Below are 22,757 nucleotides of genomic sequence, written 5' to 3'. Positions count from 1 at the left end.
CGGAGTGTGATGAGAATCCTTGGCTGACGCGGTCGGGAAGGCCGCGTCAGAACCACGGCGCCGTTCAGGCGTCGCCCCGCCGGTGCGGGCCCTGTCGCGGGGTCCCCGGCGCGCTTGCTGATTCTCTCCGTTCGGAGCTCTGCACATGACTGTGCACCACGCGCGCACCGTAGGCGCGCAACACCCCCGTGTCCGTGACCTGCTCACCCTGCGGAAGGACGGTTCACCCGGCCGCATCATGGTCGAAGGAGCCTGGGAACACGACCGCCTGCTCACCACGGCAACCACCATCGACACGTTCTTCTGGTGTCCCGAGGCCGGTACGACGGACATCGACCGGATCGCCGCCCGAGCCACCGAGGTGTACCGCATCTCGGAGAAGCTGCTCGCCCGGCTGTCCCGCAAGACGCGGTCCGACGGCCTGATCTCGATCGCCCGCGTTCCGGAATGGCGGTCGCAGGCGCTCCGGTTCACCAGCCGGTCCCTGGTCCTGGTCGCGGACGGCGTCGAGTACGCCGGCAACCTCGGCACCCTGATCCGGACCGCGGACGCCGCCAACGTCGACTGTCTCGTCCTGACCAGTCGCCGCGCCCGCCCGACCCATCCGGCCGTGTACTCCGCGAGTCGCGGCACCGTCCTGTCCACGCCGATCGTGGAGTTCGACGACATCCCGGCCGCGGCGGACTGGCTGCGGAGTCACCGCTTCCGCGTCCACCTCGCGGACCCCGCGGCGACCGGTACCTACCGAGTTCCGCAGTACGACGGCCCGACGGCTTTCGTGGTCGGGTCGGAGGGCTCGGGGCTGTCGAAGCAGTGGCACGCGGAGGGGTTCGACGCGGTGTCGATCCCGATGCTCGGGCAGGCCGACTCGCTCAACGTCGCGCTGTCCGCGGGCATCCTGCTGTTCGAGGCGCGGGCTCGGAAGGAAGGTTGGTGAGGCGCCAGGCAGAATGGCTGGGATTGGCGCCGCCGTCGAAGAAGAGGAGCATCTCGTGCCGTTCGAGCCTGGCGAGGTCGTCGCCCCGTCCGATCCGCGCATCGTCCTGGAAGGACAGTGGGGACACCAGCCCGGCGTCGCGATCACGGTGAACTCCGGGTCGCGGATCTCGTTCTCGTACGCGGGTGAGCGGCTGCAGTTGCTGTTCGACACCGACGGTCTGACGGTCGCGCCGCACCTGTGGATCACGGTCGACGACGGCGAGCCCGAGCTGCACGTCATCGAGGAGCCGGTCGTCGAGCTGTCCGCGGCGGACGGCCGGCACCACGTGACCGTCGTGGTGAAGGACGTCAACGAGCACGCCAACCGGTGGACCCCGCCGTTCGGGTGCGCGGTCGTGTTCGCCGGGCTGGTCCTCGACACGAGGTCGGTACTGCGGTTGAGCGGCCGGCCGAGCGGCCCGCGGCTGGAGTTCTACGGCGACTCGATCACGCAGGGCGTGCGGTCGCTCAGCACGCATCCCGAGTCGGAGGGCGCGGACGGTACGACGTCGTACGCGTATCTGACCGCGCGGGCGTTCGGCGCGACGTCGTACCAGGTCGGGTTCGGGAGTCAGGGGATCAGCAAGCCGGGGAACGGTGAGGTGCCGGCCGGTGTGGACTCGTTCGGCTGGAACTTCGCCGGCTCACCGGCCGAGCGGGTCGAGGCGTCCGACGTCGTCGTCATCAACCTCGGGGTGAACGACCCGACGCTGGACATCGAGGAGTACGCCGACTACGTACGCCGGGTGCGCGCGGCGTACCCGGGGACGACGATCGTGTCGCTCACGCCGTTCAACGGGAAGCACGCGGAGACGATCCACGCCGCGGTGAAGTCCCTCGACGACCCGAACCTGGTCTGCATCGACTCGACCGGCTGGATCAGCGAGGACGACTGCACCGACCTCGTCCACCCGACAGTCGCCGGTCACGCGACGATCGCCGAGCACCTGGTCGCCGAGCTGGAGAAGCACACCTCGCTGCGCCGTCGGGGGTAACCCGCCCTTCCTTCTATCTATGACAAAAAGGGGCGCCGCGCAACAGACTGTTTTTCGTCCGGCCGGACCGTCACACTGAGTGGCGAATCCGGCGAAGGGACCAGGAATGGTGACGGCGGAAGACCTCGAGGCGGCAACCGACTGTGTGGTCGAGGCGCTCCGGCCGGCGACGGACGCGGACTGGCACGTCAGGGCCGGCTCGATCGAGTGGAGTTGCCGCGACACGGCTCAGCACATCGGTCAGGCCCAACTGCACTGGGCGTCGCAGCTCGTGGTGGGGGCGCGGACGCAGTACGTGCGGTGGTTCGCCCGGCCGCAGGAGCTGGCTCCACCGGCCGGCGTACTCGACTTCGTGGAGGCGGCGGGGAGGATCCTCGCACGCGTGGTTTACGCGAGTTCGCCTGATACTCGGGCCTTCCATCCCTTTGGGTACGGCGATCCGGAAGGGTTCGCCGGGATGGGGTGTGTCGAGATGCTGGTGCATGGCGAGGATCTTGCGACCGGTCTCGATTGCACGCTGTCGCCGCCGACCGACGTGTGTGAGCGAGTGCTGACACGGTTGTTCCCTCACGAGCCGCGGGTGGCCGACGACGCGTGGCTGGAACTTCGGCGGCTCACCGGTCGCGCTGCGGTCCCGGGCACTCCCGCGCGAGACTCGTGGAAATGGCGGCCGACACCCTTGGACGAGCCTTGGGACGGGTCCCCGACACCCGAACCGATGCCGTTCGTTCCGCTGACGGAAGGACAGTCGAATGGCTGAGAAATTCGAGACGGTCGACGAGTACATCGCGTCGTACCCTCCGGAAGTCCGCGAGGTACTGGAGGAGGTACGGCGGACCATCCACGCGGCCGCACCCGGGTGCGGGGGAGAAGATCAGCTACCAGATCCCCACGATCACCCTCGACGGCACCGCCCTCGTCCACTTCAGCGGCTGGAAGTCCCACATCGCCCTGTACCCGATCCCACCCGCCGACGAGCCCCTGACCGCCGCCCTCGAGCCCTACCGCTCCGGCAAAGGCACCCTCAAGTTCCCCCTCACCCAGCCCATCCCGTACGCCCTCATCACCCGCATAACCCACGCCTTCATCACCGCCCGCAGCACTCAGGAGTAAGGCAGCGGCTCAGGAGTAAGCCGGAGGGATGGCGCGCGCGAGCACCACGATAGGGATCGGGCGCATCTCGTCGTACGGCGTGGACCTCCTACGGCCGCCGCATGTGGTGACTGGGGACAGGAAATGGTGTCTGGGGACCTGTTATTGCCTGTGTCCGGACACCGTTGGGGGTCTCCGGTCCCGAGAGCTGACGACTGTTTCGGCGGATGTGGCGGGTGGCTGGTGCCAGGCGGGCGGTGCGGGTGACGCGGCCGCTGCGGGACCTGAGGTTTGGCGCGTGCTGGGGGTGCTCAGAGGAGGTCTTGGGGGTTGGGAGCGGGTGGGCGGGTGAGGGTCCAGTCGTTGAATTGTTGGTCGAAGCGGTACCAGAGGTTGTCGTGGCCGAGGCGTAGTTGGAGCTTGCCGGTGGTTACGCGGTTGGCTTCGGTGGTGGCGGTGGGGAGGGCTTCTAGGGCTTCGGTTAGGGCTTCGGGCGTGACGTCGTGGGGTGCGTCGACGGTGACGGCTAGGCCGCCGCGGCCGGCTTGGCGCCAGGCGGTGGCCCAGGTGGTGAGTTGACGGGCCGAGATGCCGGCGCGGTGCGCGAGGTCGGCGAGGGTCGGCGTACCCAGGACGTCGGCTGCTCGGCGGGCGAGGTCCTGTTCGAAGGTGAGGGTCAGGCCGCCGTCGCCGTCGCCGGAGGCGAGCTCCCAGGCTCGGCGGGCGGCGTCGGTCGCGAGGGCCACGAGGTCGCGTACGTCGACGCCGGAGGAGCGGGGTGGGTCCAGGACCCGAACCGCTGCGGGCACACCGGGCCCGGCCAGCGGACGCGGTGGCGCCGGCACCGGCACCACACCGGCAACCTGCTCGGTGGATTTGGTGGGCGGGTGGCGGGCGAAGGCGGCTATGGCTGGGATGCCGGGTGGGGCGGGAGTGCGGGGTGCCGACGGAGGAGCGGAGGTGGTGGCGCGGCGGGAGCGGAGGATGGTGAGGAGTTCGTCCTTGCGGCGGCCGCGGAGGAGTAGGAGGGCGAACGGGTCGTCGTCCAAGGCGTCGGCGATCAGGTAGCAGACGGCCGCGGAATGCTTGCACGGTACGGCGAAATCCGGGCACGTGCAGTGCGTCAGAACCTCACCGGCCCCCGGCAGCAGATCCAACCCAGCAGCGCGGACATCGTCCACGACCTCAGGCGGCAGCTCCCCGTCGAGCAACGCCGCCACCCGCCCGATCTGCGCCGACACGATCGCGAGTACGGCGTCCCACTCGTCGCGATCGAACGCCCGGATCCGGACCGTCACCTGGTACGGCGTGACGCGGCTGCCCTGGACGACCGCCTCGACCTCGCCAGGCTTGACCGTCAGCTCCAGCACACTGCCACGCCGCGCGTACGACCGCCCGCGCGACAGCCGCCCTGGATCCAGCCGGGCCCGTTGCTCGAGCGCCTCCAACCATGCGCGCCCCCACCACGTCGCTCCGAACGTCCGTCTGCTGCCCGGACCTTTGGCGGCGGGCAACCCCGCGTCCTCGCCCTTCCGTCGCCAGCCCTGCCACGGCACCCGGTCCTCGTCAGGCATCGGATTTCCCCACCGCAGAAGGGTTGTAGGCACTCGCCGACCCCGACTTGGCCGGACCGGTCGACAGCTCGACCAGCTCGGTGAGCTCCGCGTCCGAAAGCTCGCTCAACCACGCCTCGCCCGACCCGACGACCGCGTCGGCGAGGTCGCGCTTCGCGTTGATGACCGTCGAGATGCGGTCCTCCAACGTGTTCTCGGTGACGAGCCGATGGACCTGCACCGGCCGGTCCTGGCCGATCCGGTACGCGCGGTCCGTCGCCTGATCCTCGACCGCGGGATTCCACCAGCGGTCGTAGTGCACGACATGCGTCGCCTGGGTCAGCGTCAACCCGACTCCGCCGGCCTTCAACGACAGCAGGAACACCTGCGCCGCGCCGGACTGGAACTCCTCGACGAGTTGCTCGCGCTTCCGCACCCCGATCCCGCCGTGCAGGAACAACGATTTCACCTGCCGCGCTGCCAGATGCGCCTCGATCAGCCGGCACATCTCGACGTATTGGCTGAAGATCAGCACCGACTCGCCCTCGGCCAGGATCACGTCGAGCAGTTCGTCGAGCGCGGCGAGCTTGCCCGACCGCCGCTCCAGCGGACCGGGCTCGTGCAGGAACTGCGCCGGATGGTTGCAGACCTGCTTCAACTGCGTCAGCAGACTCAGCACCAGCCCGCGCCGGGCGATCCCCTCGGCCGACTCGATCTTGGCGAGCGTCTCCTTCGCGACCGCTTGGTACAGCGTGGCCTGCTCGGTCGTGAGCGGTACGACGACGTCGTGCTCGGACTTCCGGGGCAGCTCCGGGGCGATCCCCGGATCGCTCTTCCGGCGGCGCAACAGGAACGGCCGCGTCACCCGGGCGAGCCGCGCGGTCGCCTCCTCGTCCTGGAACCGCTCCACGGGTACGGCGACGTCGTGGCGGAACCGGTCGAGGGTCCCGAGCAGACCGGGCGCCGACCAGTCGAGGATCGACCACAACTCGGAGAGCCGGTTCTCCACCGGGGTCCCGGTGAGCGCGATTCTGGTTGCTGACGGCAACGTCCGGAGTGCGCGGGCGGTGCGCGACAACGGGTTCTTCGCGTGCTGGGCCTCGTCCGCGACGGCCAGGCCCCACGCCACCTCACCGAGCAGACGGTGGTCCTGACGCACCACGCCGTACGTCGTGAGCACGACCTCGTCCGGGGCCAGGTCACCGAGGGTCCGGCCGGCGCCGTGGTAGCGCCGGGTCGGTACGTCGGGCGCGAATCGCTCGAACTCGCGCTCCCAGGTGCCGAGCAATGTGGACGGGCAGACGACGAGCGTGGGGCCGCGGCGCTCGAGCTGGAGGTGCAGCGCGATCACCTGGATCGTCTTGCCCAGGCCCATGTCGTCGGCGAGACATCCGCCGAGGCCCAGGTTGGCGAGCTGCGCCATCCAGGCGACGCCTCGGCGCTGGTAGTCGCGCAAAGTGGCGCGGAGGCCGACGGGGTCGGTGAACGGCGCCGGCTCCTCGGTGGTGCGGAGCCGGGCGAGCATCGCGGCGAGCGAACCGTCGGCGTCGAACGGGATGAGCTCGCCGTCGATGTCGATCGTCCCGGTCAAGGCGGCGCCGAGCGCTTCCGCGCCGGTGAGCTCGCGGGTGGAGCCGGCGCGGAGTCGTCGTACGACGTCCTGGTCGACGCGGATCCAGCGGCCGCGCATCCGGATCATCGGGCGCTTCGCCTCGGCCAGCGCGGCGACCTCGGCCTCGGTCAGGTCGGCGCCGTCGAGAGTCGGGCGCCAGCGGAACGCGACGAGATCGTTCAGGCTGAAATCGGGGCCGGTGATCGCGCCGGGGGTCGGAGTGGCGACGGTGCCGCGGACCGCGAGTTCGCCGGCGAAGAGCTCGGTCGGCCAGAGGACCTCGATGCCGGCGCCTTCGAGGGCCGTGCTGCCTTCGGCGAGTTCCTCGAGCGCCTCGTCGTCGATCGGGACCTCTTCGGGGGCGGCGTCGCGCAGGGCGGAACCGAGCGGCGGCCAAACTCGCGCGCCGCGGCGGAGCGCGAGCAGGAGGTCGGTTTCGGCGCGTTCACCGAGCGCGGTGAGGACGGCGGCGGGCGCGTTCCACAGGTCCGCGACATCCACCAACAGACTCGGATCCACCCCACTCCGCAACTGCAACACCGCCCGAAAATTCTCCACATCCTGCACCTCGACGGCCTCATCAGGCGAGTCGGGCGGCTCGATGCGGAGGACGAGGCGGGCGCCGGCTTCTTCGGCTAGGGCGGTTTCTTCGAGCCAGGTGGTGGGGTCGGGGAGGGGCGTGGGGTCGATGGCGGCGAAGGGGGTGGCGCCGGGACGGGTGGCGACGGCTGCGGCGGGTGTGCGGACCAGAGCGTCGGCGAGCGCGTCCCAGAACGCGCGCACGAGCTGCTCCGGATCGACGAGCCGCACCGGGCGGGTGCCTTCGATGGGAAGGGCATGCCCGTACGCCGGCATCGCGGCGCTCAGGTTGCGCAGCCAAGCGCGGTCGAGCGGATCGAGCGGTGCCACCCGCCAAGCGCCGTACCCCTCCGCGCTCTGATCCGGCACCAGACGCCCACGCCCGATCAACACCAGCCCAGCCAGCCCCGCCGCCCGCCAGGCCGCGAAGCTCCCCTCTACTCCATCGAGCGTGGTCAGCCGACTGAGGACCTCGGAGATCCGGAGCAGCCGCGCAGGAACCGTCGTACGCCGGACCGTGCTGCCGCGCGGGAGGACGAGATCCACCGTCCCGTCCGCGGTCTCGCCCGCGGCGGTCAGGTCCCCGTACAGCGCCAGCCGGCCCGCGCGGGGCGGGTCGGCGGGGACGAAGACGGCGTCGAGCATGCCCTGCACAGTACGCCGGACCGCCGACAATCCCGGGCTTGACCTGAACCAACGTTGAGGTTGCACTCTCGGAGATCCGAGGGAACCACGAGAAAGAGTTCAGATATGCGCGCAGCAGTAGTCGCCGCGTTCGGCGGCCCCGACGTGATCGAGACCCGTGTCCTGCCGGATCCCGAGCCGGCCGACGGCCAGGTGCTGGTCGAGGTTCACACCGCGGACGTCATCTTCGTCGAGACCGCAATCCGCCGCGGTCAGCACGGTCAGTTCTTCGACGTCGAGCCGCCGTACGTGCCCGGCAACACCGTCGGCGGCCGGGTCCGCGCGGTCGGTCCTGGCGTACCGGCGGAGTGGATCGGCAAGACGGTCGTCGGCCGCACGATCGGCTTCGGTGGTCACGCCGAACTGGCCCTGACCGGCACCGACGTTGTCGAGGTGCCGGCCGAGCTTGACCTCCAGACCGCGGTCGCGGTGTACGGCGACGGCTTCACGGCCCTCATGCTCGAGGAGCTCGCACCGTCGATGGCGGGCAAGGACGTGCTGATCACGGCCTCCGCCGGCGGTATGGGTCTGCTACTGATCCAGTTGGCGCACGCGGCCGGAGCGCGGGTGATCGCGGCCGCGCGCGGCGAGGAGAAGCTTGAGCTGAGCCGGGCACAAGGTGCCGACGTACTCATCGACTACGGGCAGCCGTCTTGGGAGAAGTTGGTGAACGGTGCCGACATCGTCTTCGAGGGCGCGGGGGGCGAGCTGGGAGCGGCCGCGTTCAGCGTGGTGAAGGACGGCGGATGGTTCTCGGCTCACGGTGCACCGAGCGGCGGTTTCGCTTCCTTCGACCCGGCCGAGGCCGAGCGCCGGGGCGTCACGGTGAAGGGCATCATGGACCTCCGAGCCGACACGACGACCACGACGGTCAGCGGCGCCGCCGTGATCGCCCGTGCAGTCGCGGGCGATCTCAGACCGGTCGTCGACCAGGTCTACGACCTCGACCACGTCGCCGACGCGCATCGGGCGCTGGAGAACCGCACACTGCGCGGGAAGGCCCTGATCAGCGTCAGTCAGTGACCGGGTGGCCGGAGTGGTCTGTGCGGTCCGACTGCTCCGGCTGCTCCATGACAGCCGGCGGAAGCGGGCGCGCGGCGACGATCTGGTTGCGCCCGGACCGCTTGGCCGTCAGCAGTGCGTCGTCGGCCGCCAGGATGAGCTGGTCCATGGTCGTCGCGACGTGCGGGTAGATCGCCGTACCGAACGATGCGGGTACGCCGGTGATCGCAGCAGAGCCGCCGTTCGTCGTACTGACTGCGACCGTGAGGCTCACCAGCCGCTCTCTGATCCGCTCCGCGATCTCCAGCACCTCGCCCTCGGACGCACCCGGCAGCAGCACCGCCAGCTCGTCACCGCCGACGCGGGCGACCAGATCGCCCTGCCGGACCTCCGCACGGATGCCCGCACCGACCGCACGCAGCGCCTCGTCACCCGCGGGGTGACCGTAGGTGTCGTTGATCTCCTTGAACTTGTCGAGGTCCAGCATCAGCAGACCCACAGTGCTGCGCAGAGTGTCCGCGCGGGCAAGCTCCGCGGGCACTGCGGTCGCCCAGTACGACGAGGTGGCCAGCCCGGTCTTCGAATCCGTGCCAGCCGCCCGCTGGTACTGCGGAAGCAGCAGATCGCGGTGCAGCGCCAGGACCGTCACCATGAGCACCGGAACGACCCATGGGTACGACGTTTGCACCGCAGCGATCGCTACGCCGAGCCCCAGGCCGGCGCAAACGACAAGCTGGTCCGACAGCTCACCGAGCGCTTCACGCGCAGTGGCCTCGGGACTCGACAGCATGATCGCGCCGATCACCAGCGCGTAGTTCACCAGCCACCAGGTCGCGGCCGCCGCCAGGACGACCAGCAATGACCAGAGGCCGGTCGGCACCCGTGGCTCGGTCAGCAGACCACCTGCACGCAGCACGGCGGCAGCGGCAGCGCTGGCCAGGATGTAGGTCGCGGTGGAGAAGACCTTGCGGTGCGCGACGGTCCGGCCGTACACCCGGAACCACGAGTAGGCGTAGGCCAGCACGACCAGCGGGATCACTAGCGAGAGCGGGAGCAGCAACAGGGCCGCGAAGATCCAGAGGCACTTGAGATTCGTGTGCGGAGAAGTATTGGCTGCCAGTTCGCGTCGGCGCTCGATTCCGCGGGCACACTCCAGATGCAGGGTCGACGCGATGGCCAGCACGACGAACGCCACCCACTCCGAGTGTCGGACGCCGGAATTCGGCCCGCTCAGCGTGCCCCGCACCGCCAGTGTGGTAATCGTGACCGCAATCACATCAATCGCGAGCACATAACCGAGCGCAGACCTCGGTAGCGACCAGAGCTTCCATTGCCGGGGTGGCACCCAACTGCTCCGACCGATCAGAATCATTTGAGCCTCACACGCAGTCGATCTGAGCGGTTATGCGTTCATAGTAACGACCTGTTCACGTCAGGTCACCCCGATGGTCGGGGTATTCCACCAGTTGGTCACTTCAGAAGGGTCGAGAAATCATGCAGAAGGCAGCGCGCGTCAACAGCACCGGCAACGACTGGTTCACCGGCGGCAACGACTGGTTCCGCGGCGGGAACGACTGGTTCACCGGGGGTAACGACTGGTTCACCGGCGGTGGCAACGATTGGTTCACCGGCGGTAACGACTGGTTCGCGCCGCGGACCGCCACCAACGGCAACGATTGGTGACGAAAGGTAAATCTTTACCTGTGTCTTACATTCCGGAGAACTCGCTCACGAGTTAAACCCGGGAGCCGGAGAATTTACCGTACCGGGATTCCCGGAATCGCCGCCGATTCGGCGGGCGCGCGCCCAGGCGGCGCCCGCCAGGGCCGCGAGTACTGCACCCGCGGCACCGGTCACAGCGAGTGCGTCAGCGGCGCCCAGCGGCTCTGCCAGCACGCCTGCGAGCAGAATGCCGAGGCCTTGGCTGCCTTTCAGCGCGGTGCCGGCCACGCCGAACGCCTTGCCCCGTTGGTGATCGGGCACTGCCTGGATGAAGGCCGCGCTCGTCGGCAGGTGGTACGCCGAGGCGACTCCGGACAGTGCCCAGAGACAGATAGTCACGGCCAGCCCCGGCTGGAGCACGGAGAACACCAGCGGAACGCAGGCCGCGACCGCCAGCGGTCCGATCAGCCGGAGCCGACGTTCAGGCGTCCACAGCGTGATCAGCCACATCCCGAGCACACAGCCGGCCGGACTGGCAGCGAGCAGGATGCCTGCGGCTGTGGTGCCGTGGCCGATCTGGTGCGCGTACGGGACTGCCAGGCCCTCCACGGTCACGTAGAACCCGGCGATCGTCGCGAGGAAGACGAGCGCGCGGAGCTTCGGCGTCCGTGCGACCAGTGAGATGCCGGACCTCAGGTCGCTCAGGTAGCCGGTCGATGGCGCATCTGTGCCACTTGTCGGGACGGGTCGTTTTCGGACCCCGAAAGCGATCAGAGCCGCCGACAGGAGGAAGGTCGCCGCGTCGAGCAGCAGGCCGCCGGAAGTACCGACAGCGACCACCACGGCGCCGCCGAACCCGAACCCGAGCACCTGGCTGAACTGCACGACCATGTCGTTGGCGGCTTTGCCGAGTACGTAGTGGTCACCCGGCAGTACGGCGGGGAGCGTCGCTCCACGCGCCGCGTTGAAGGGCGAGCCGAACGCCTGCAACGCGAGCAACAGCAGGATCACCACGACCAGCGGAAGGGCCTGGATCGCCATGGCTGCAACGAGAATCGCCCGCGCGAGGTCGGTGACGATCATGACGCCACGGCGGGGGAACCGGTCGGCGATCCCGGCCAGCAGCGGCCCGAACAGCAGATCGGGTACGTACGTCAGCGCGTAGGTGATCGCGGTCAGTCCGGCGGACTTGGTCCGGTCGAAGACCAGCACCGACAGGGCCACGCGGGCGAGCTGGTCGCCGGCCACGGACAGCACTCCGGCCAGGAACAGCGCCCGGAACTCCCCGTGCCCGAAGACGTCGCGCCACCGCGCCCGTTCGCTCACCCCAACCGACATACTCACGACCGTAACCACAATCTGTCGCGTGACACCTCCCGGCTGTGATCACAAGGGTGTCGAAACCTGGTTCAAGGGTTTGCCTGCGGCGCATCTGTGCCAGTTCGGGCCGGATCAGGGGACCCGGTGGAGCACTATTTGGATGAACGCTCTACTCTGGAGATCTCCGGTAGCGGGGTCTGGGCGGGGCGGCCCCGACCCTGCTACCGGAGCTCTTCTTTGTGGGGCCGATCCGGCCCCGGGGCCGTCCGAAACTGTCGGTGGCTCCCGGTAGCGTTCTCAGTGCCAGGGGCGGCTCCTGGACGTGCTTCCTTCTCCTTCACCAGGCCAAGTAGCGCGTCCGCTCTCCGCCCCTGGCGCCTTCGTCGATGACGCCACCGCCCAAGGGGGACGACGCCATGCCCGACCAGCCAGCAGACCCGCAGGCCGCGATTCTGCTGCGACGCCGGCGGCTTGTCGACGCCACGGCACTGACCCCACCGGTCCGGCGCTCCGCCTGGCAGTGGCTGCGCCGCCCGCTCACCATCCAAGCGGGACTGTCCGCGCTCCAGGCCGACCTGATCCAGCGCGGCTTCCTGCTCTCGGTCGGCCTCTACAGGTACTGCGCTGCGCTGTCGGCCCCCGCACTGGCCGGGTTCGGCACCACGCTGCTCGACCTGCTGGACGCGGAGTCCGGTCAGGACGCCGAGCACACCCCACTGTTCCGCGGCTTCCCGGAGAGCGTCCCGGGTAACACTGAGACCTTCTATCTGAACCGGGTCTTCGCCCGCCTGCTGCAGGAGCCCGACCAGCCCTGTGTGCTCTGCGGTGACACCACCTCCGTGCACGCCGTCTCGCCGTGCGCACATCTGGTCTGCCGCACCTGCTGGGACGGCAGCGACCTCAGCGCCTGCCCGTTGTGCCTGCGGCGCATCGACCCGGACGACCCGTTCCTCAGGCCGGCCGCCGACGAGGAGCACCCGGCCCACGTCCGCTCGGAGCGGCTGCGGCTGCTCTCGCTGGCAACAGCCGACTCGCTGCGGCAGACCATCGACGGGCTGCTGGCTCGGCGCGCGCCGTTGTCTGCAGCGGACCGCGCGGATCTGCAGGTGCTGCTGCACGGCGCGACCCCGGCCTGGCTCCCCGACGACATCCCCGTCCGGGAGACCCGCGCGCTGGTGCTCGCCCATTTCCTGGCCGACGATCCGGACCTGCTCGAGCGCGCCACGACCGCGACCGACGTCCTGCGGGTGGTCTACGCGCTGATGGATGCCGATCCGGGGTTGCGGACGCCGCCGGCCCGGCGAACGTCGTTGCCTCGGGCAACGCGTCGGCTGGTGCTGCGGCGGCTGGACCGGTTCCCGGTCGAGACCTTGGTCGAGGACATGCTCCGCCACGAGCGTGCCTGGAAGCGGATCGGCGAGAACCTGCATCCCTTCGAGTTCGCGACTCGGTTCCCGGTCGCCGCGCTGGCGTTCGCGATCCTCCGCCGTACCGATCTGGATCTGGGGAGTGCGGCGGGGCGGGCGGTCGCCGGGGAGGCGTCGCGGCATCCGCTGGTCCGGGTGGAGAGTGGACGGCTGGTGATGAGCACCTACGCCGCGCGGGTCGAGGGGGCCTTCGCCTCCGGGCGTCCGGGGCAGGCGCTCGACCTCTTGCGCCAGCGTCCGGGCGAGTTGGTGCGCCGCCTCGTGCACCTCGCGCGTGCCCTGCCGCCTGAGCAGCATGCGGCCCTTGTCGATGCATTGACGACCGTGGTCTCCGATGTGTCGCCGGCGGTTGTCACGGCCGCGCTCGGCCAGGTGCGGACGCCGCCCGGCGATCTGCGCTTGTTCTTCCCGCGCGGCGGGACCACCCGGATCTGGACGTCGGTCGACGACCGCGAGCCGTTGCCGGCCGAGCTCGGCGCCGAGTTGGCCGGCGTACTCACCACAGAAATGTTGCGGCGGGCAACGGACCTGCCGCGATGCCGGCGCGCGTTCCTGGACGAGGAACTGGTCCGCCTGGCCGCGCCCGGTTCGGAGCGGAGCTCCTCGGCGAGCCGGCTGCGGATGACGCGCGGGAGCGCGGTGCCGATCCCGCAGGACGAGCTCTTGCGACTGTTCCTGCACTGGGTCGAGCCGCGCGGCCGGCGAGTCGATCTTGATCTCTCGGTCGCGGTGTTCGACGAGGAGTGGGCGTTCGTCGGGCTCTGCGATTACACCCGGCTGCGCTTCGACGAGGACGCGCTGGTGCACTCCGGCGACCTGACGTCGGCGCCCGGGCCGGACGGGTCGACGGAGTTCGTGGACCTCGATCTGCGCGCGGTGCGCCGGGTCGGCGGTCGGTATGTGCTGCCGGTGGTGTTCAGCTACAACGACGTACCGTTCGAGGAGTTGGAGCGGGGGATCGTCGGGGTGATGCGGCAACCGAACGGCCTCTTCGACCCGGCCGCGGTTACGGACCGGTTCGACTTGTCCGGGCCGGCGAAGATCCTGATGCCGTTCGGCGTCGACCTGCACACCAAGGAACTCCGCTGGTACGACGTGAACCTCGGCGCCGCCGGCTACGGCCACAGTATCGCGCGGTACGGCGGTCGGCTCGGGCTGATGGCCGCCACGCTCGAAGAGGTCCACGGCGCGGGGGACCGCGTGAGCCTGTGGGAGCTGTGCTGCTGGCACGCCGCCGCGCGCACGAAAGAGATCGCGGTCCGCTGCGCCGACGGGTCCGTGGTCGGCTACCTGCGCGACCCGGCCGAGGACCTGACGACGTTCGCGCGCCGGGTGATCGCCCGCCGGGAGCCTGATCGACGGTGGGACGAGGACGCCGCGCACCGGTCCGACTTCGTCGCCGTGCTGGCCGGCGACGTCACTCCACGACCGGGGACGGAAGTCTACGCGCTGCATCCGCGCCTGCTGGACGGCGCGAGCCTCACGTTGATCGACGCGCCGCATCTGCTGGCCGAACTGGCGCCTGACAGCCGCGCCCGCGCCAGTGTCGGCGCGGCCTGAGCTACCCGTCACCTTCGCTCGGGCGAGTCTGGGGAGAACCTGAGAGGACTTTGACAATTCCGTGACGGACGCGCGGGCCTTCCTTTGGCGCGGTCCGGTGCAGGAGTACAACGGAATTGACTGCGAAGGGAGCCACGAATGACGTACGACGTGGTGGTGCTCATCGAGCATGAGATGAGTGAGGGCGACGCGCGCCGCGTTGCCGCCCTGCACGCGAAACTCGAAGAACCTGTGGAGTACCACCTGCTGGTCTCCAGCCATCCGGAGCGTGGGTTCGGCGGCCCGATGGCGCTGCTCGGCTCGTCGTTCGCGGACGTTGCCGGTCTCACCGGCTCGGCGTCCGTGGTCGGCTCCGCGACCGGCCCGTCGGCGCGCGTCAGCCCGCCGGCACCGAGCCGAACACCGAGCCGAACACCGAGCCGAACACCGACGGCGACACTCGCCGACCCGGACGTCGACCTCGCCTCGGTGATCGAGCACAGCTCCCGCCGGCTCCGGGACGCGAGCCGCTGTCCGGTGCACGTCTCCATCACGCACGGCGAGGTGCTGCTGGCACTCATGCAGATGGTGAAGACCACCGGGAGCCACGACGTCGTGGTGGTGGCCTGGCCTGAGACCGCCGCGGCCTTCCTGTGCTCGGACTGGATCGCGAAGGCCCGCAAGCTGCTGAAGGTGCCGAGGGTTCGGATCCTCGAGCACGACACCTGAGGCCGGTACCGAACGACGGGGGGTAGTGCGACGCCGGAGTGGGCGGACTCCTGGCAGACCGGCGCTACCTCCTGTCGTTCGCCGTCACTACCCGTTCTTCGGTACCGGTCAGCCGGGCGGCTGCCGGGGCAACCGCACCTGCAGCGTGGTCTCACCGGGTCGTGAGGTGATGGCGATCGTGCCGCCGTGGTGTTCGGCCACGATCCGCTGCGCGATGTCGAGCCCCAGACCGGTGCCCTTGCCGACGTCCTTGGTTGTGTAGAACGGCTCGAACGCGCGCGCCGCGACCTCGGGCGGCATCCCCGCGCCGGTGTCGGTGAACTCGACGATGATCCGGTCGTCCTCGGTCCGGGTCGCGATCCGCAACGTGCCGGTGCCGTCCATCGCGTCGACGGCGTTGTCGATCAGGTTCGTCCACACCTGGTTGAGCTCCCCGGCGTACGCGTCGATCCGCGGTACGTCGGCGCCGTACCAGCGGACCACCTCGACGCCGCCGCGGAGTTTGTGCCCGAGCATCACCAGCGTGCTCTCGATGCCTTCGGTCACGTCGATGGTCTGGATCGAGCCGCGATCCATCTGTGAGTACGACCGGACCGCGGCGACCAGTTCGGTGATCCGCCGCGTCGACTCCTTGACCTCTCCGAGCAACGTCGCCGCGGACAGGGTGCTGGCCACCCACGCCAGACCCGCCTCCAGCGCGTCTCCGAGTACGTCGGCGGCGCGCTCGCACCACTCGGTGGTCGCACCGGCCGCGGCGAGTGCCGGCGCGATGAACCACGACTGCCCGACGCCACGGTCGTCGAGCCAGTCGGAAATGAGGTTCTCGTAGTCGGCGAGATCGACCGGGTCCGGCACCGCCGTACCGGAGCCGAGCTCGAGCCGGAGCTCGTCCAGCGCGCTGAACTGCGCGGCTGTCACGTCGCCCTCAGCGAGCCGGCGCAGCGCCGACAGCAGCGCGACGCAGGCGGTGTCGAGCGCACTGACGGACCGTGAGGCCGCCGCGGCTGGGTTGTTGATCTCGTGCGCGAGTCCGGCGGCCAGGGTGCCGAGCGTGATCAGCGACTCGCGTTGCCGGGCCGTCGACTCGATCGCGCGGGCGGTCCCGTACACGCCCTTGATCAGGTGCCCGGCGAGCGGGAACCAGGCGTCGATCCGCTCCCGCAGGAGGTCGGTGGGAACCCGCAGTACCCGGCCCTCCGCGACGCCGCGGCCGCTTGCGAGGTAGAGGCCGTGCTCGTCCCAGGCGCGGAACCCGCCTGCCCAGCGGCCGGGGACGTCCATCTTGCCCATCACGGTGTCCTCGCGGCCGATCTTGCGGTGCAGCGCGATCGCGCCGTCGACGAGCACCCACCAGAAGTCGGCCGGCTCACCTTCGTGAAAGAGATCCGTGCCGAGCTCGATCGGTACGGCGGTACTCCCGGCGATCAGCTCCTCGAGCTGCGCGTCGCTCACGCCCGCGAACAGCGGGATGTCGCGCAGGTCCGCGGCGCGCATCAGACGGTCGCAAGGTAGCGGTGGACGAGATAGATCGACATAGCGCCCTCGCCGACCGCCGAGGCCACCCGTTTCATCGAGTCGAGCCGCACGTCACCGGCGGCGAACACCCCGGGCACGCTGGTCTCCAGCGCGTACGGCGTGCGCGGCAGCGGCCACCGTCCGAGTGTGACCAGGTCGGGGCCGGTGACGACGAAGCCCTTGGTGTCGCGCGCGACGGCGTCGCCGAGCCAGTCGGTGTGCGGGATCGCGCCGACGAAGATGAACAGCCAGCTAGCCGGCACCTCGTCGACCCGGCCGGAAGCGCGGTCGGTCAGCGTCAGGCCTTCGAGATGGTCGTCCCCGCGGCAGCCGGTCACCTCGGTCCGGCAGCGCACCTCGATGGTGGTCGCCTTGCTGATCTTGTCGACGAGGTACCGCGACATCGAGCTCTCCAGCGACGTGCCGCGGACGAGTAGGACGACCCGCTTGGCGTAGCGGGCGAGGTTGAGCGCCGCCTGGCCGGCCGAGTTCGCGGCGCCGACGATGTACACCTCGTCGCCCTGGACCTGGCTGGCCTCGCTGGCGGTCGCGCCGTAGTAGACGCCGCGCCCGGTGAGGTCGCCGAGGCCCTCGACGTCGAGGCTGCGGTACGAGACGCCGGTCGCGACGATCAGCGCGCGGGCCTCGATCTCGCCGGCGCCCTCGAACAGTACGGCGTGCACCGGGCCGCGGGACTCGAGACCGACGACCGTTCGGGCGAGCACCATCTCGGCGCCGAACCGCGAGGCCTGGGCGACCGCGCGCTGGGCGAGATCCGAGCCGGTGAGTCCGCGCGGGAAGCCGAGGTAGTTCTCGATCGCGGCACTCAGGCCGGCCTGGCCGCCCGGTGCCTCGCGCTCGACGATCACGGTGCTCAGGCCCTCGGACGCGGCGTACACGCCGGCGGCGAGTCCGGCCGGTCCGCCGCCGACGATGCAGACGTCGTACAGCGGCTGCTCGGCTCGGGTGCGGAGGCCGAGCGCGGACGCAAGGTCGAGGACGGCGGGGGAGCGGAGCGTGTCGCCCTCCGGGGTGAGGATCAGCGGGAGGTCGGTGTCCGCGGCGTCGGCGAGGTCTTTGAGGCGCCTGCCCTCGGCGTCCCGGTCCACGTCGTACCACTGGTACGGGACGTGGTTGCGGGCCAGGAAGGTCTTGATGTCGTGGGCGCGGTCGGACCAGCGGTTGCCGATCACACGGACGTCGGAGGTGTGCTCGGGGTTGGCGTGCTGCCAGTCGCCGAGCAGGTCGTCGACGACCGGGAACAACTGGTCCTCGGGCGGGTCCCAGGGTTTCAGCAGGTAGTAGTCCAGGCCGATGTCGTTGATCGCCCGGATCGCCACCTCGGTGTCGGCGTACGCCGTCAGCAGCAGGTACTTCGCGCTCGGGGCGTGCTCGCGGGCGCGTTCGAGCAGCTCGATGCCGGTCATCCCGGGCATCCGCTGGTCGGTGGCGATCAGCGCGATCGCCTGGCCGCGCAGGGCGAGTTTGGTGAGCGCGGCGAGCGCCTGGTCGCCCGAGGTCGCCCGGACCACCAGGTAGTCGTCGCCGTACCGGCGGCGCAGGTCCCGGGAGATGGCCGCGGAGACCATCGGGTCGTCGTCGACAGTGAGAATCGCAGGTTTGCTCACGCGGTGCCCCCCACAGCAGTGAACCGAATTCCGTCAGAATGCCACGGTCTTCGTCAGTCCTCTACGAGCGCACGCAAGGTTTCCTGCTCGGAGTCGGGCACGTACCCGGCGTAGTAGTCGAACATGTTCTGCCGAGCCAGCCGGGCGGCGGCGTGACCGTCGCCGGCCCGGATCGCATCGACGACCTCGGCGTGGTGGTGCAGCGACTCCAGCATCAGGGCACGGCCGTTCGGCGCGTGCGCGATCTTGTCGGAGATCAGGCCGAGGACGACGCCGCGGACCACCTCGTTGCAGATCTGGATCAGCGAGTTCCGGCTGATCTGCGCGATCAGCTCGTGGAACGCCAGGTCGGCCTGGCTGAACGCGTCGAAGTCGACGTCGATCGCCTCCCGCATCGCGACCAGGGTCGCCTCGAGTTCGTCCAGCTGCTCCGGGGTGCGCAGCCGGGAGGCGACCTGGATGGCGGCGCCGTCCATGATCATCCGGAAGCCGATCAGCTCGCTCAGGGTCAGCTCGTCGACCCGGGCGAGCCGGACCATCTGCTTGCGCAACGCGGCCTGGGAGAACGGCAGGACCTCCGGACCGTTCGGGTCGCCGGGCCGGGACCGGACCACGCCGTTGCTCTCCAGCACCCGCAGCGCCTCGCGGACAGTGGACCGGCTGACCGCGAACTGTGCGACCAGCTCCCGCTCGCTCGGCAGCCGCTGGCCCGGGGTGAGGACGCCGCGGGCGAGCGCGTCCTCGACCTGCTCGACGATCCGCTGGTACGCGCGCACAGGCTGCACGGGCTCGAACCGCGGGCCCTCAGAACTGCCCCGTGAAGTGCTGTGTGAATTGTTTGTCATCCGATGCGCCCCCAATCGCCTTGACAGCGCGGTGTGGTGCGACAAACCTAGTGGCCCACTGATACCTAGTCCACTGGTCTGACCAGTCACAGCTGGACGGCGAAGTCCGCCGTACCGGCGTGGCCGGGGTCGGCCCGGCGGGGGTGGCTCGTCAGAATGCGGCGACAGTCCGAAGCACTGGAGGAGTTCGCGTGAAGTTTCCCACCCGTGCGGTCGCATTCGCCGCGGCGGCGCTGCTGGCCGTCAGCGCCTGTTCGGCCGGGTCGAGTACGTCGTCCGGCAGCTCCCCGGGTGGTGATCAGAACCTGTCGATCGGCCTGGTGGCCGAGCCGGCCAGCCTGGACTTCACCACCACCGACGGTGCCGCGATCCCGCAGGTGCTGCTCGGCAACGTCTACGAGACGCTGGTCAAGCAGGACGACTCCGGCAAGATCGTGCCGTCGCTGGCGAAGTCGTGGACGGTGTCGCCGGACCGCAAGACGTACACGTTCGACCTGGTCGACAACGCGAAGTTCACCGATGACAAGCAGTTCACCGCGAACGACGCGGTGTTCAGCATCAACCGGGTGAAGCCGGCGTGGACGACGTCGCTGAAGTCGGCGATGGACGTCGTCGCGCAGGCGAAGGCACTGTCGCCGACCCAGCTGCAGGTGACGCTCGCCAAGCCGAGCAACGACTGGCTGTTCCGGATGACGACCCGGATCGGCGCGATGTTCTCGGAGAGCGGCGTCAGCGCGCTGGCGACCGCTCCGATCGGCACCGGCCCGTTCAAGTTCTCGAAGTGGAACCGCGGCGACTCGATCGTCCTGAACCGCAACGACGCCTACTGGGGCAGCAAGCCGTTCTTCCAGCAGATCACGCTGAAGTACTTCAAGGACGCGACCGCGCTGAACAACGCGCTGCTCACCAGCACGATCAACGTGATCGGCACCGTGCAGGCGCCGGAGGCCCTCAGCCAGTTCACCAGCAACGCCAAGTACCAGGTGATCGAGGGGACGACGAACGGCGAGGTGCTGCTGTCCTTCAACAACGCGGCTCCGGTGTTCAAGGACCTCCGCACCCGGCAGGCGATCCGGATGGCGATCGACCACAAGGCGCTGCTGGACACCTGCTGGGCCGGTCGCGGCAAGCTGATCGGCAGCATGGTCCCGCCGACGGACCCGTGGTACGAGGACCTCACCGGCGTCGCGCCGTACGACCTGGCGAAGGCGAAGTCGTTGCTGCAGGCGTCGGGTGCGGCCGGGAAGACGCTCCGGCTCCGGCTGCCGACGTTGCCCTACGCAACGTCCTGCGGCCAGGTGGTGAAGAGCCAGCTGGAGCAGGCGGGGCTGAAGGTGAAGATCGACCAGCTCGAGTTCCCGGCGGCCTGGCTGACCACGGTCTTCAAGAACGCCGACTACGACATGTCGATCATCGCGCACGTCGAGCCGCGCGACCTCGGTGCGGTCTTCAACGCGAAGTACTACACCCGGTACGACGACCCGACGCTGCAGGGCTACCTGGCCGCGGCGGACACCGGGGACGAGGCCGCGCAGGTCGACAACATGAAGAAGGCGGCGCGCCGGCTGTCCGAACAGGCCGCGGGCGACTGGCTGTTCCTGCTGCCGAACCTGGTGGTCGCGGACAAGAACATCAAGGGCCTGCCGACGAACGCGATCACCGAGAACTTCGATCTCTCCAAGCTCGCGCGATGATTCTCCGCCTGATCGAGCGCGCGGCAGTGTTCTTGGTCAGCCTTGTGGTGAGCTCGGTGCTGGTCTTCGCGTTCATGGCGGTGCTGCCCGGGGACCCGGCCCGGGTCGCGCTCGGCGTGAACGCCTCGGACGCGGCGGTGGCCGAGCTGCGGCAGCAGTTCGGCCTCGACCGGCCGCTGCCGACGCAGTACTTCGACTGGCTCGGCGGACTGCTGCACGGTGACCTCGGGACGTCGTACATCTCGAAGGTGGCGATCGGTCCGCAGGTGTTCGACCGGCTGCAGGTGACCCTGTGGCTGGTCGTCGCCGGGATGATCGTCGCGCTGCTGGTCGCGGTGCCGGCCGGGACCGTGATGGCGGCGCGGCATCGCAAGGTCTCCGGGCTCGCCCTGTCCGCGGTCTCGCAGCTCGGCGTCGCCGTACCGGCGTTCCTCGCCGGGATCCTGCTGATCGTGGTGTTCGCGGTGAAGCTCGGATGGCTGCCGGCCAACGGGTGGACGCCGCCGGCCCAGGACCCGGCGATGTTCCTGAAACAACTGATCCTGCCCGCGCTGTCCCTCGGGCTCGTCCAGGGCGCCGTCCTGACCCGCTACGTCCGCAGCGCGGTGCTCGACGTACTGCGTGAGGACTACCTGCGAACCGCCCGCGCGAAAGGCCTCCGCCCGTTCCAGGCCCTGTGGAAACACGGCCTTCGCAACGCGGCCGTGCCCGTCGTGACGGTCCTCGGGCTGCAGCTGGCCACCCTGCTGATCGGGGCGGTCGTCGTCGAGCGGGTGTTCGTGATCCCAGGCCTCGGGAGCCTCCTGCTGGACGGCGTGTCGAACCGCGACCTGCTGCTCGTCCAAGACGTGGTGATGATCCTCGTGATCGCCGTACTGCTGGTCAACTTCCTCGTCGACCTGCTGTACGCCGCTCTCGACCCGCGACTGAGGACGGCAGCATGAAGCGGCTGAACCCGAGCCTGGTGGTCGGCGGCGTGATCGTCGGCGTGATCGTGCTCATGGCGCTGCTGTCGTTCGCCTGGACGCCGTACGACGCGACGCTGGTGAGCCCCGCGTCGCGGTTGCTGAAGCCCTCGTGGTCGCACTGGTTCGGGACCGACAAGTTCGGGCGGGACGTGCTCAGCCAGGTCATGGTCGGGTCGCGTACGACGCTGTTCGTCGGCGTCGTCGCAGTCGGTGTCGCCGCGCTGATCGGCGTACCGCTGGGGATCCTGGCGGCGATGGTGCGCCGGTGGCCGAGCGAGTTCATCCTGCGCGCCAACGACCTGTTGCTGGCGTTCCCGGCGTTGCTGCTGGCGATCATGTTCGGTGCCGTGTTCGGGGCCGGCACGCTGACCGCGATGGTTGCCATCGGCATCGCCTCGGTGCCGAGCTTCGCGCGGGTGATCCGGAGCGGGGCGCTGCAGGTGATGCGGACCGAGTACGTGCTCGCGGCGCGCGCCGCGGGACGGCAGCCGTGGCCGATCGCCGTACGGCATGTGCTGCCGAACGTGACGAGCCTGATCACCGTGCAGGCGTCGGTGTCGTTCGCGATCGCGGTACTGGCCGAGGCCGCGCTCTCGTTCCTCGGGTACGGGACGCCGCCGCCGACGCCGTCGTGGGGGCGGATGCTGCAAGAGAGCCAGGAGTTCCTGTTCAGCGCGCCACGGCTGGCGATCTTCCCGGGTGTCGCGATCGCGGTCGCCGTCCTCGGGTTCAATCTGCTGGGTGACGGTCTGCGCGACCGGTTCGATCCGAAGCTGGAGGACCGCAGATGAAGGAGCGCAGCGAGTTCATCATTCAAGACCGCGAACGCTGTCGTTCATCCCCCCCCCCACCCAAACGAGGGCGTGGATGAACCACCTTCACACGGGGGGCCGGCTGTGGGTGTCGGTGACGGTCCCCCCCCGGGAGTGCGAGAT

18 protein-coding genes are annotated in these 22,757 nt (G+C 69.7%); 11 read left to right on the top strand and 7 right to left on the bottom strand.

Annotation, left to right across the window (positions count from 1 at the left end):
- Positions 1-145 precede the first annotated feature (145 nt).
- The 4 genes from ACWGID_RS32840 to ACWGID_RS32825 all read left to right on the top strand — a co-directional run bounded on the left by ACWGID_RS32840 (position 146) and on the right by ACWGID_RS32825 (position 3,086).
- Positions 146-937 carry a TrmH family RNA methyltransferase gene (locus tag ACWGID_RS32840; protein ID WP_452203207.1) on the top strand — a complete coding sequence of 264 codons (792 nt, stop codon included), beginning with the start codon at positions 146-148 and terminating at the stop codon, positions 935-937.
- Between the two features lie 13 nt (positions 938-950).
- Positions 951-1,973 (top strand): GDSL-type esterase/lipase family protein, encoded by a 1,023-nt coding sequence (locus ACWGID_RS32835; protein WP_452203206.1) that lies wholly within the window; start codon positions 951-953, stop codon positions 1,971-1,973.
- A 106-nt stretch (positions 1,974-2,079) separates the two neighbouring features.
- Entirely contained in the window at positions 2,080-2,733 is a 654-nt protein-coding gene (locus ACWGID_RS32830; RefSeq protein ID WP_452203205.1) for a maleylpyruvate isomerase N-terminal domain-containing protein, read from the top strand.
- Positions 2,637-3,086, top strand: a complete 450-nt coding sequence (locus ACWGID_RS32825; protein WP_452203204.1) for an iron chaperone — start codon at positions 2,637-2,639, stop codon at positions 3,084-3,086. The genes ACWGID_RS32830 and ACWGID_RS32825 overlap by 97 nt, the downstream gene beginning before the upstream one ends.
- 290 nt (positions 3,087-3,376) lie before the next feature.
- On the opposite strand, the gene ACWGID_RS32820 is transcribed toward ACWGID_RS32825, so the two are convergent.
- Together ACWGID_RS32820 and ACWGID_RS32815 are read right to left on the bottom strand one after the other, a co-directional pair.
- Positions 3,377-4,639, bottom strand: coding sequence for an SWIM zinc finger family protein (locus ACWGID_RS32820; protein WP_452203203.1), 1,263 nt, complete (start codon positions 4,637-4,639; stop codon positions 3,377-3,379).
- Positions 4,632-7,454 carry a DEAD/DEAH box helicase gene (locus tag ACWGID_RS32815; RefSeq protein WP_452203202.1) on the bottom strand — a complete coding sequence of 941 codons (2,823 nt, stop codon included), beginning with the start codon at positions 7,452-7,454 and terminating at the stop codon, positions 4,632-4,634. Before ACWGID_RS32815 ends, ACWGID_RS32820 begins: the two co-directional genes overlap by 8 nt.
- Positions 7,455-7,559: 105 nt before the next feature.
- Here ACWGID_RS32815 and ACWGID_RS32810 point away from each other — a divergent pair, with 105 nt between their 5' ends.
- The gene (locus ACWGID_RS32810; protein WP_452203201.1) at positions 7,560-8,516 is read left to right on the top strand and encodes a zinc-binding dehydrogenase; all 957 of its coding nucleotides are present in this window, start codon (positions 7,560-7,562) and stop codon (positions 8,514-8,516) included.
- On the opposite strand, the gene ACWGID_RS32805 is transcribed toward ACWGID_RS32810, so the two are convergent.
- Positions 8,506-9,690 carry a diguanylate cyclase gene (locus ACWGID_RS32805; RefSeq protein ID WP_452203200.1) on the bottom strand — a complete coding sequence of 395 codons (1,185 nt, stop codon included), beginning with the start codon at positions 9,688-9,690 and terminating at the stop codon, positions 8,506-8,508. The genes ACWGID_RS32810 and ACWGID_RS32805 overlap by 11 nt on opposite strands.
- Positions 9,691-9,989: 299 nt before the next feature.
- Between ACWGID_RS32805 and ACWGID_RS32800 the strand changes: the two genes are divergently transcribed.
- Positions 9,990-10,178: a DEAD/DEAH box helicase gene (locus ACWGID_RS32800; RefSeq protein ID WP_452203199.1), complete on the top strand. Its 189-nt coding sequence runs from the start codon at positions 9,990-9,992 to the stop codon at positions 10,176-10,178.
- Positions 10,179-10,223: 45 nt separating this feature from the next.
- Here ACWGID_RS32800 and ACWGID_RS32795 read toward each other — a convergent pair whose 3' ends face one another.
- Entirely contained in the window at positions 10,224-11,495 is a 1,272-nt protein-coding gene (locus ACWGID_RS32795; protein WP_452203198.1) for an MFS transporter, read from the bottom strand.
- A gap of 398 nt (positions 11,496-11,893) precedes the next feature.
- Here ACWGID_RS32795 and ACWGID_RS32790 point away from each other — a divergent pair, with 398 nt between their 5' ends.
- Together ACWGID_RS32790 and ACWGID_RS32785 are read left to right on the top strand one after the other, a co-directional pair.
- Positions 11,894-14,464, top strand: coding sequence for an MXAN_6230/SCO0854 family RING domain-containing protein (locus ACWGID_RS32790; RefSeq protein ID WP_452203197.1), 2,571 nt, complete (start codon positions 11,894-11,896; stop codon positions 14,462-14,464).
- Positions 14,465-14,602: 138 nt separating this feature from the next.
- Complete coding sequence (locus tag ACWGID_RS32785; RefSeq protein ID WP_452203196.1) at positions 14,603-15,172, top strand: hypothetical protein; 570 nt, start codon at positions 14,603-14,605, stop codon at positions 15,170-15,172.
- A gap of 108 nt (positions 15,173-15,280) precedes the next feature.
- Here the strand turns inward: ACWGID_RS32785 and ACWGID_RS32780 are convergent, their stop codons facing one another.
- The 3 genes from ACWGID_RS32780 to ACWGID_RS32770 are packed head-to-tail and all read right to left on the bottom strand — an operon-like array spanning position 15,281 to position 19,100.
- The gene (locus tag ACWGID_RS32780; RefSeq protein WP_452203195.1) at positions 15,281-16,666 is read right to left on the bottom strand and encodes a sensor histidine kinase; all 1,386 of its coding nucleotides are present in this window, start codon (positions 16,664-16,666) and stop codon (positions 15,281-15,283) included.
- Entirely contained in the window at positions 16,666-18,315 is a 1,650-nt protein-coding gene (locus ACWGID_RS32775; RefSeq protein ID WP_452203194.1) for an FAD-dependent oxidoreductase, read from the bottom strand. Before ACWGID_RS32775 ends, ACWGID_RS32780 begins: the two co-directional genes overlap by 1 nt.
- A 53-nt stretch (positions 18,316-18,368) precedes the next feature.
- Complete coding sequence (locus tag ACWGID_RS32770) at positions 18,369-19,100, bottom strand: FadR/GntR family transcriptional regulator (protein ID WP_452203193.1); 732 nt, start codon at positions 19,098-19,100, stop codon at positions 18,369-18,371.
- A gap of 251 nt (positions 19,101-19,351) precedes the next feature.
- Here ACWGID_RS32770 and ACWGID_RS32765 point away from each other — a divergent pair, with 251 nt between their 5' ends.
- From ACWGID_RS32765 to ACWGID_RS32755, 3 genes are read left to right on the top strand one after another with little or no spacing between them, the layout of a single operon-like run.
- Complete coding sequence (locus ACWGID_RS32765; protein WP_452203192.1) at positions 19,352-20,854, top strand: ABC transporter substrate-binding protein; 1,503 nt, start codon at positions 19,352-19,354, stop codon at positions 20,852-20,854.
- Complete coding sequence (locus ACWGID_RS32760; RefSeq protein WP_452203191.1) at positions 20,851-21,798, top strand: ABC transporter permease; 948 nt, start codon at positions 20,851-20,853, stop codon at positions 21,796-21,798. Before ACWGID_RS32765 ends, ACWGID_RS32760 begins: the two co-directional genes overlap by 4 nt.
- Positions 21,795-22,613 (top strand): ABC transporter permease, encoded by an 819-nt coding sequence (locus ACWGID_RS32755; protein ID WP_452203190.1) that lies wholly within the window; start codon positions 21,795-21,797, stop codon positions 22,611-22,613. Before ACWGID_RS32760 ends, ACWGID_RS32755 begins: the two co-directional genes overlap by 4 nt.
- The last annotated feature ends 144 nt before the right edge of the window (positions 22,614-22,757 follow it).

This window comes from Kribbella sp. NPDC054772, assembly GCF_053611945.1.
This window is presented reverse-complemented; position numbering and strand designations above follow the sequence as displayed.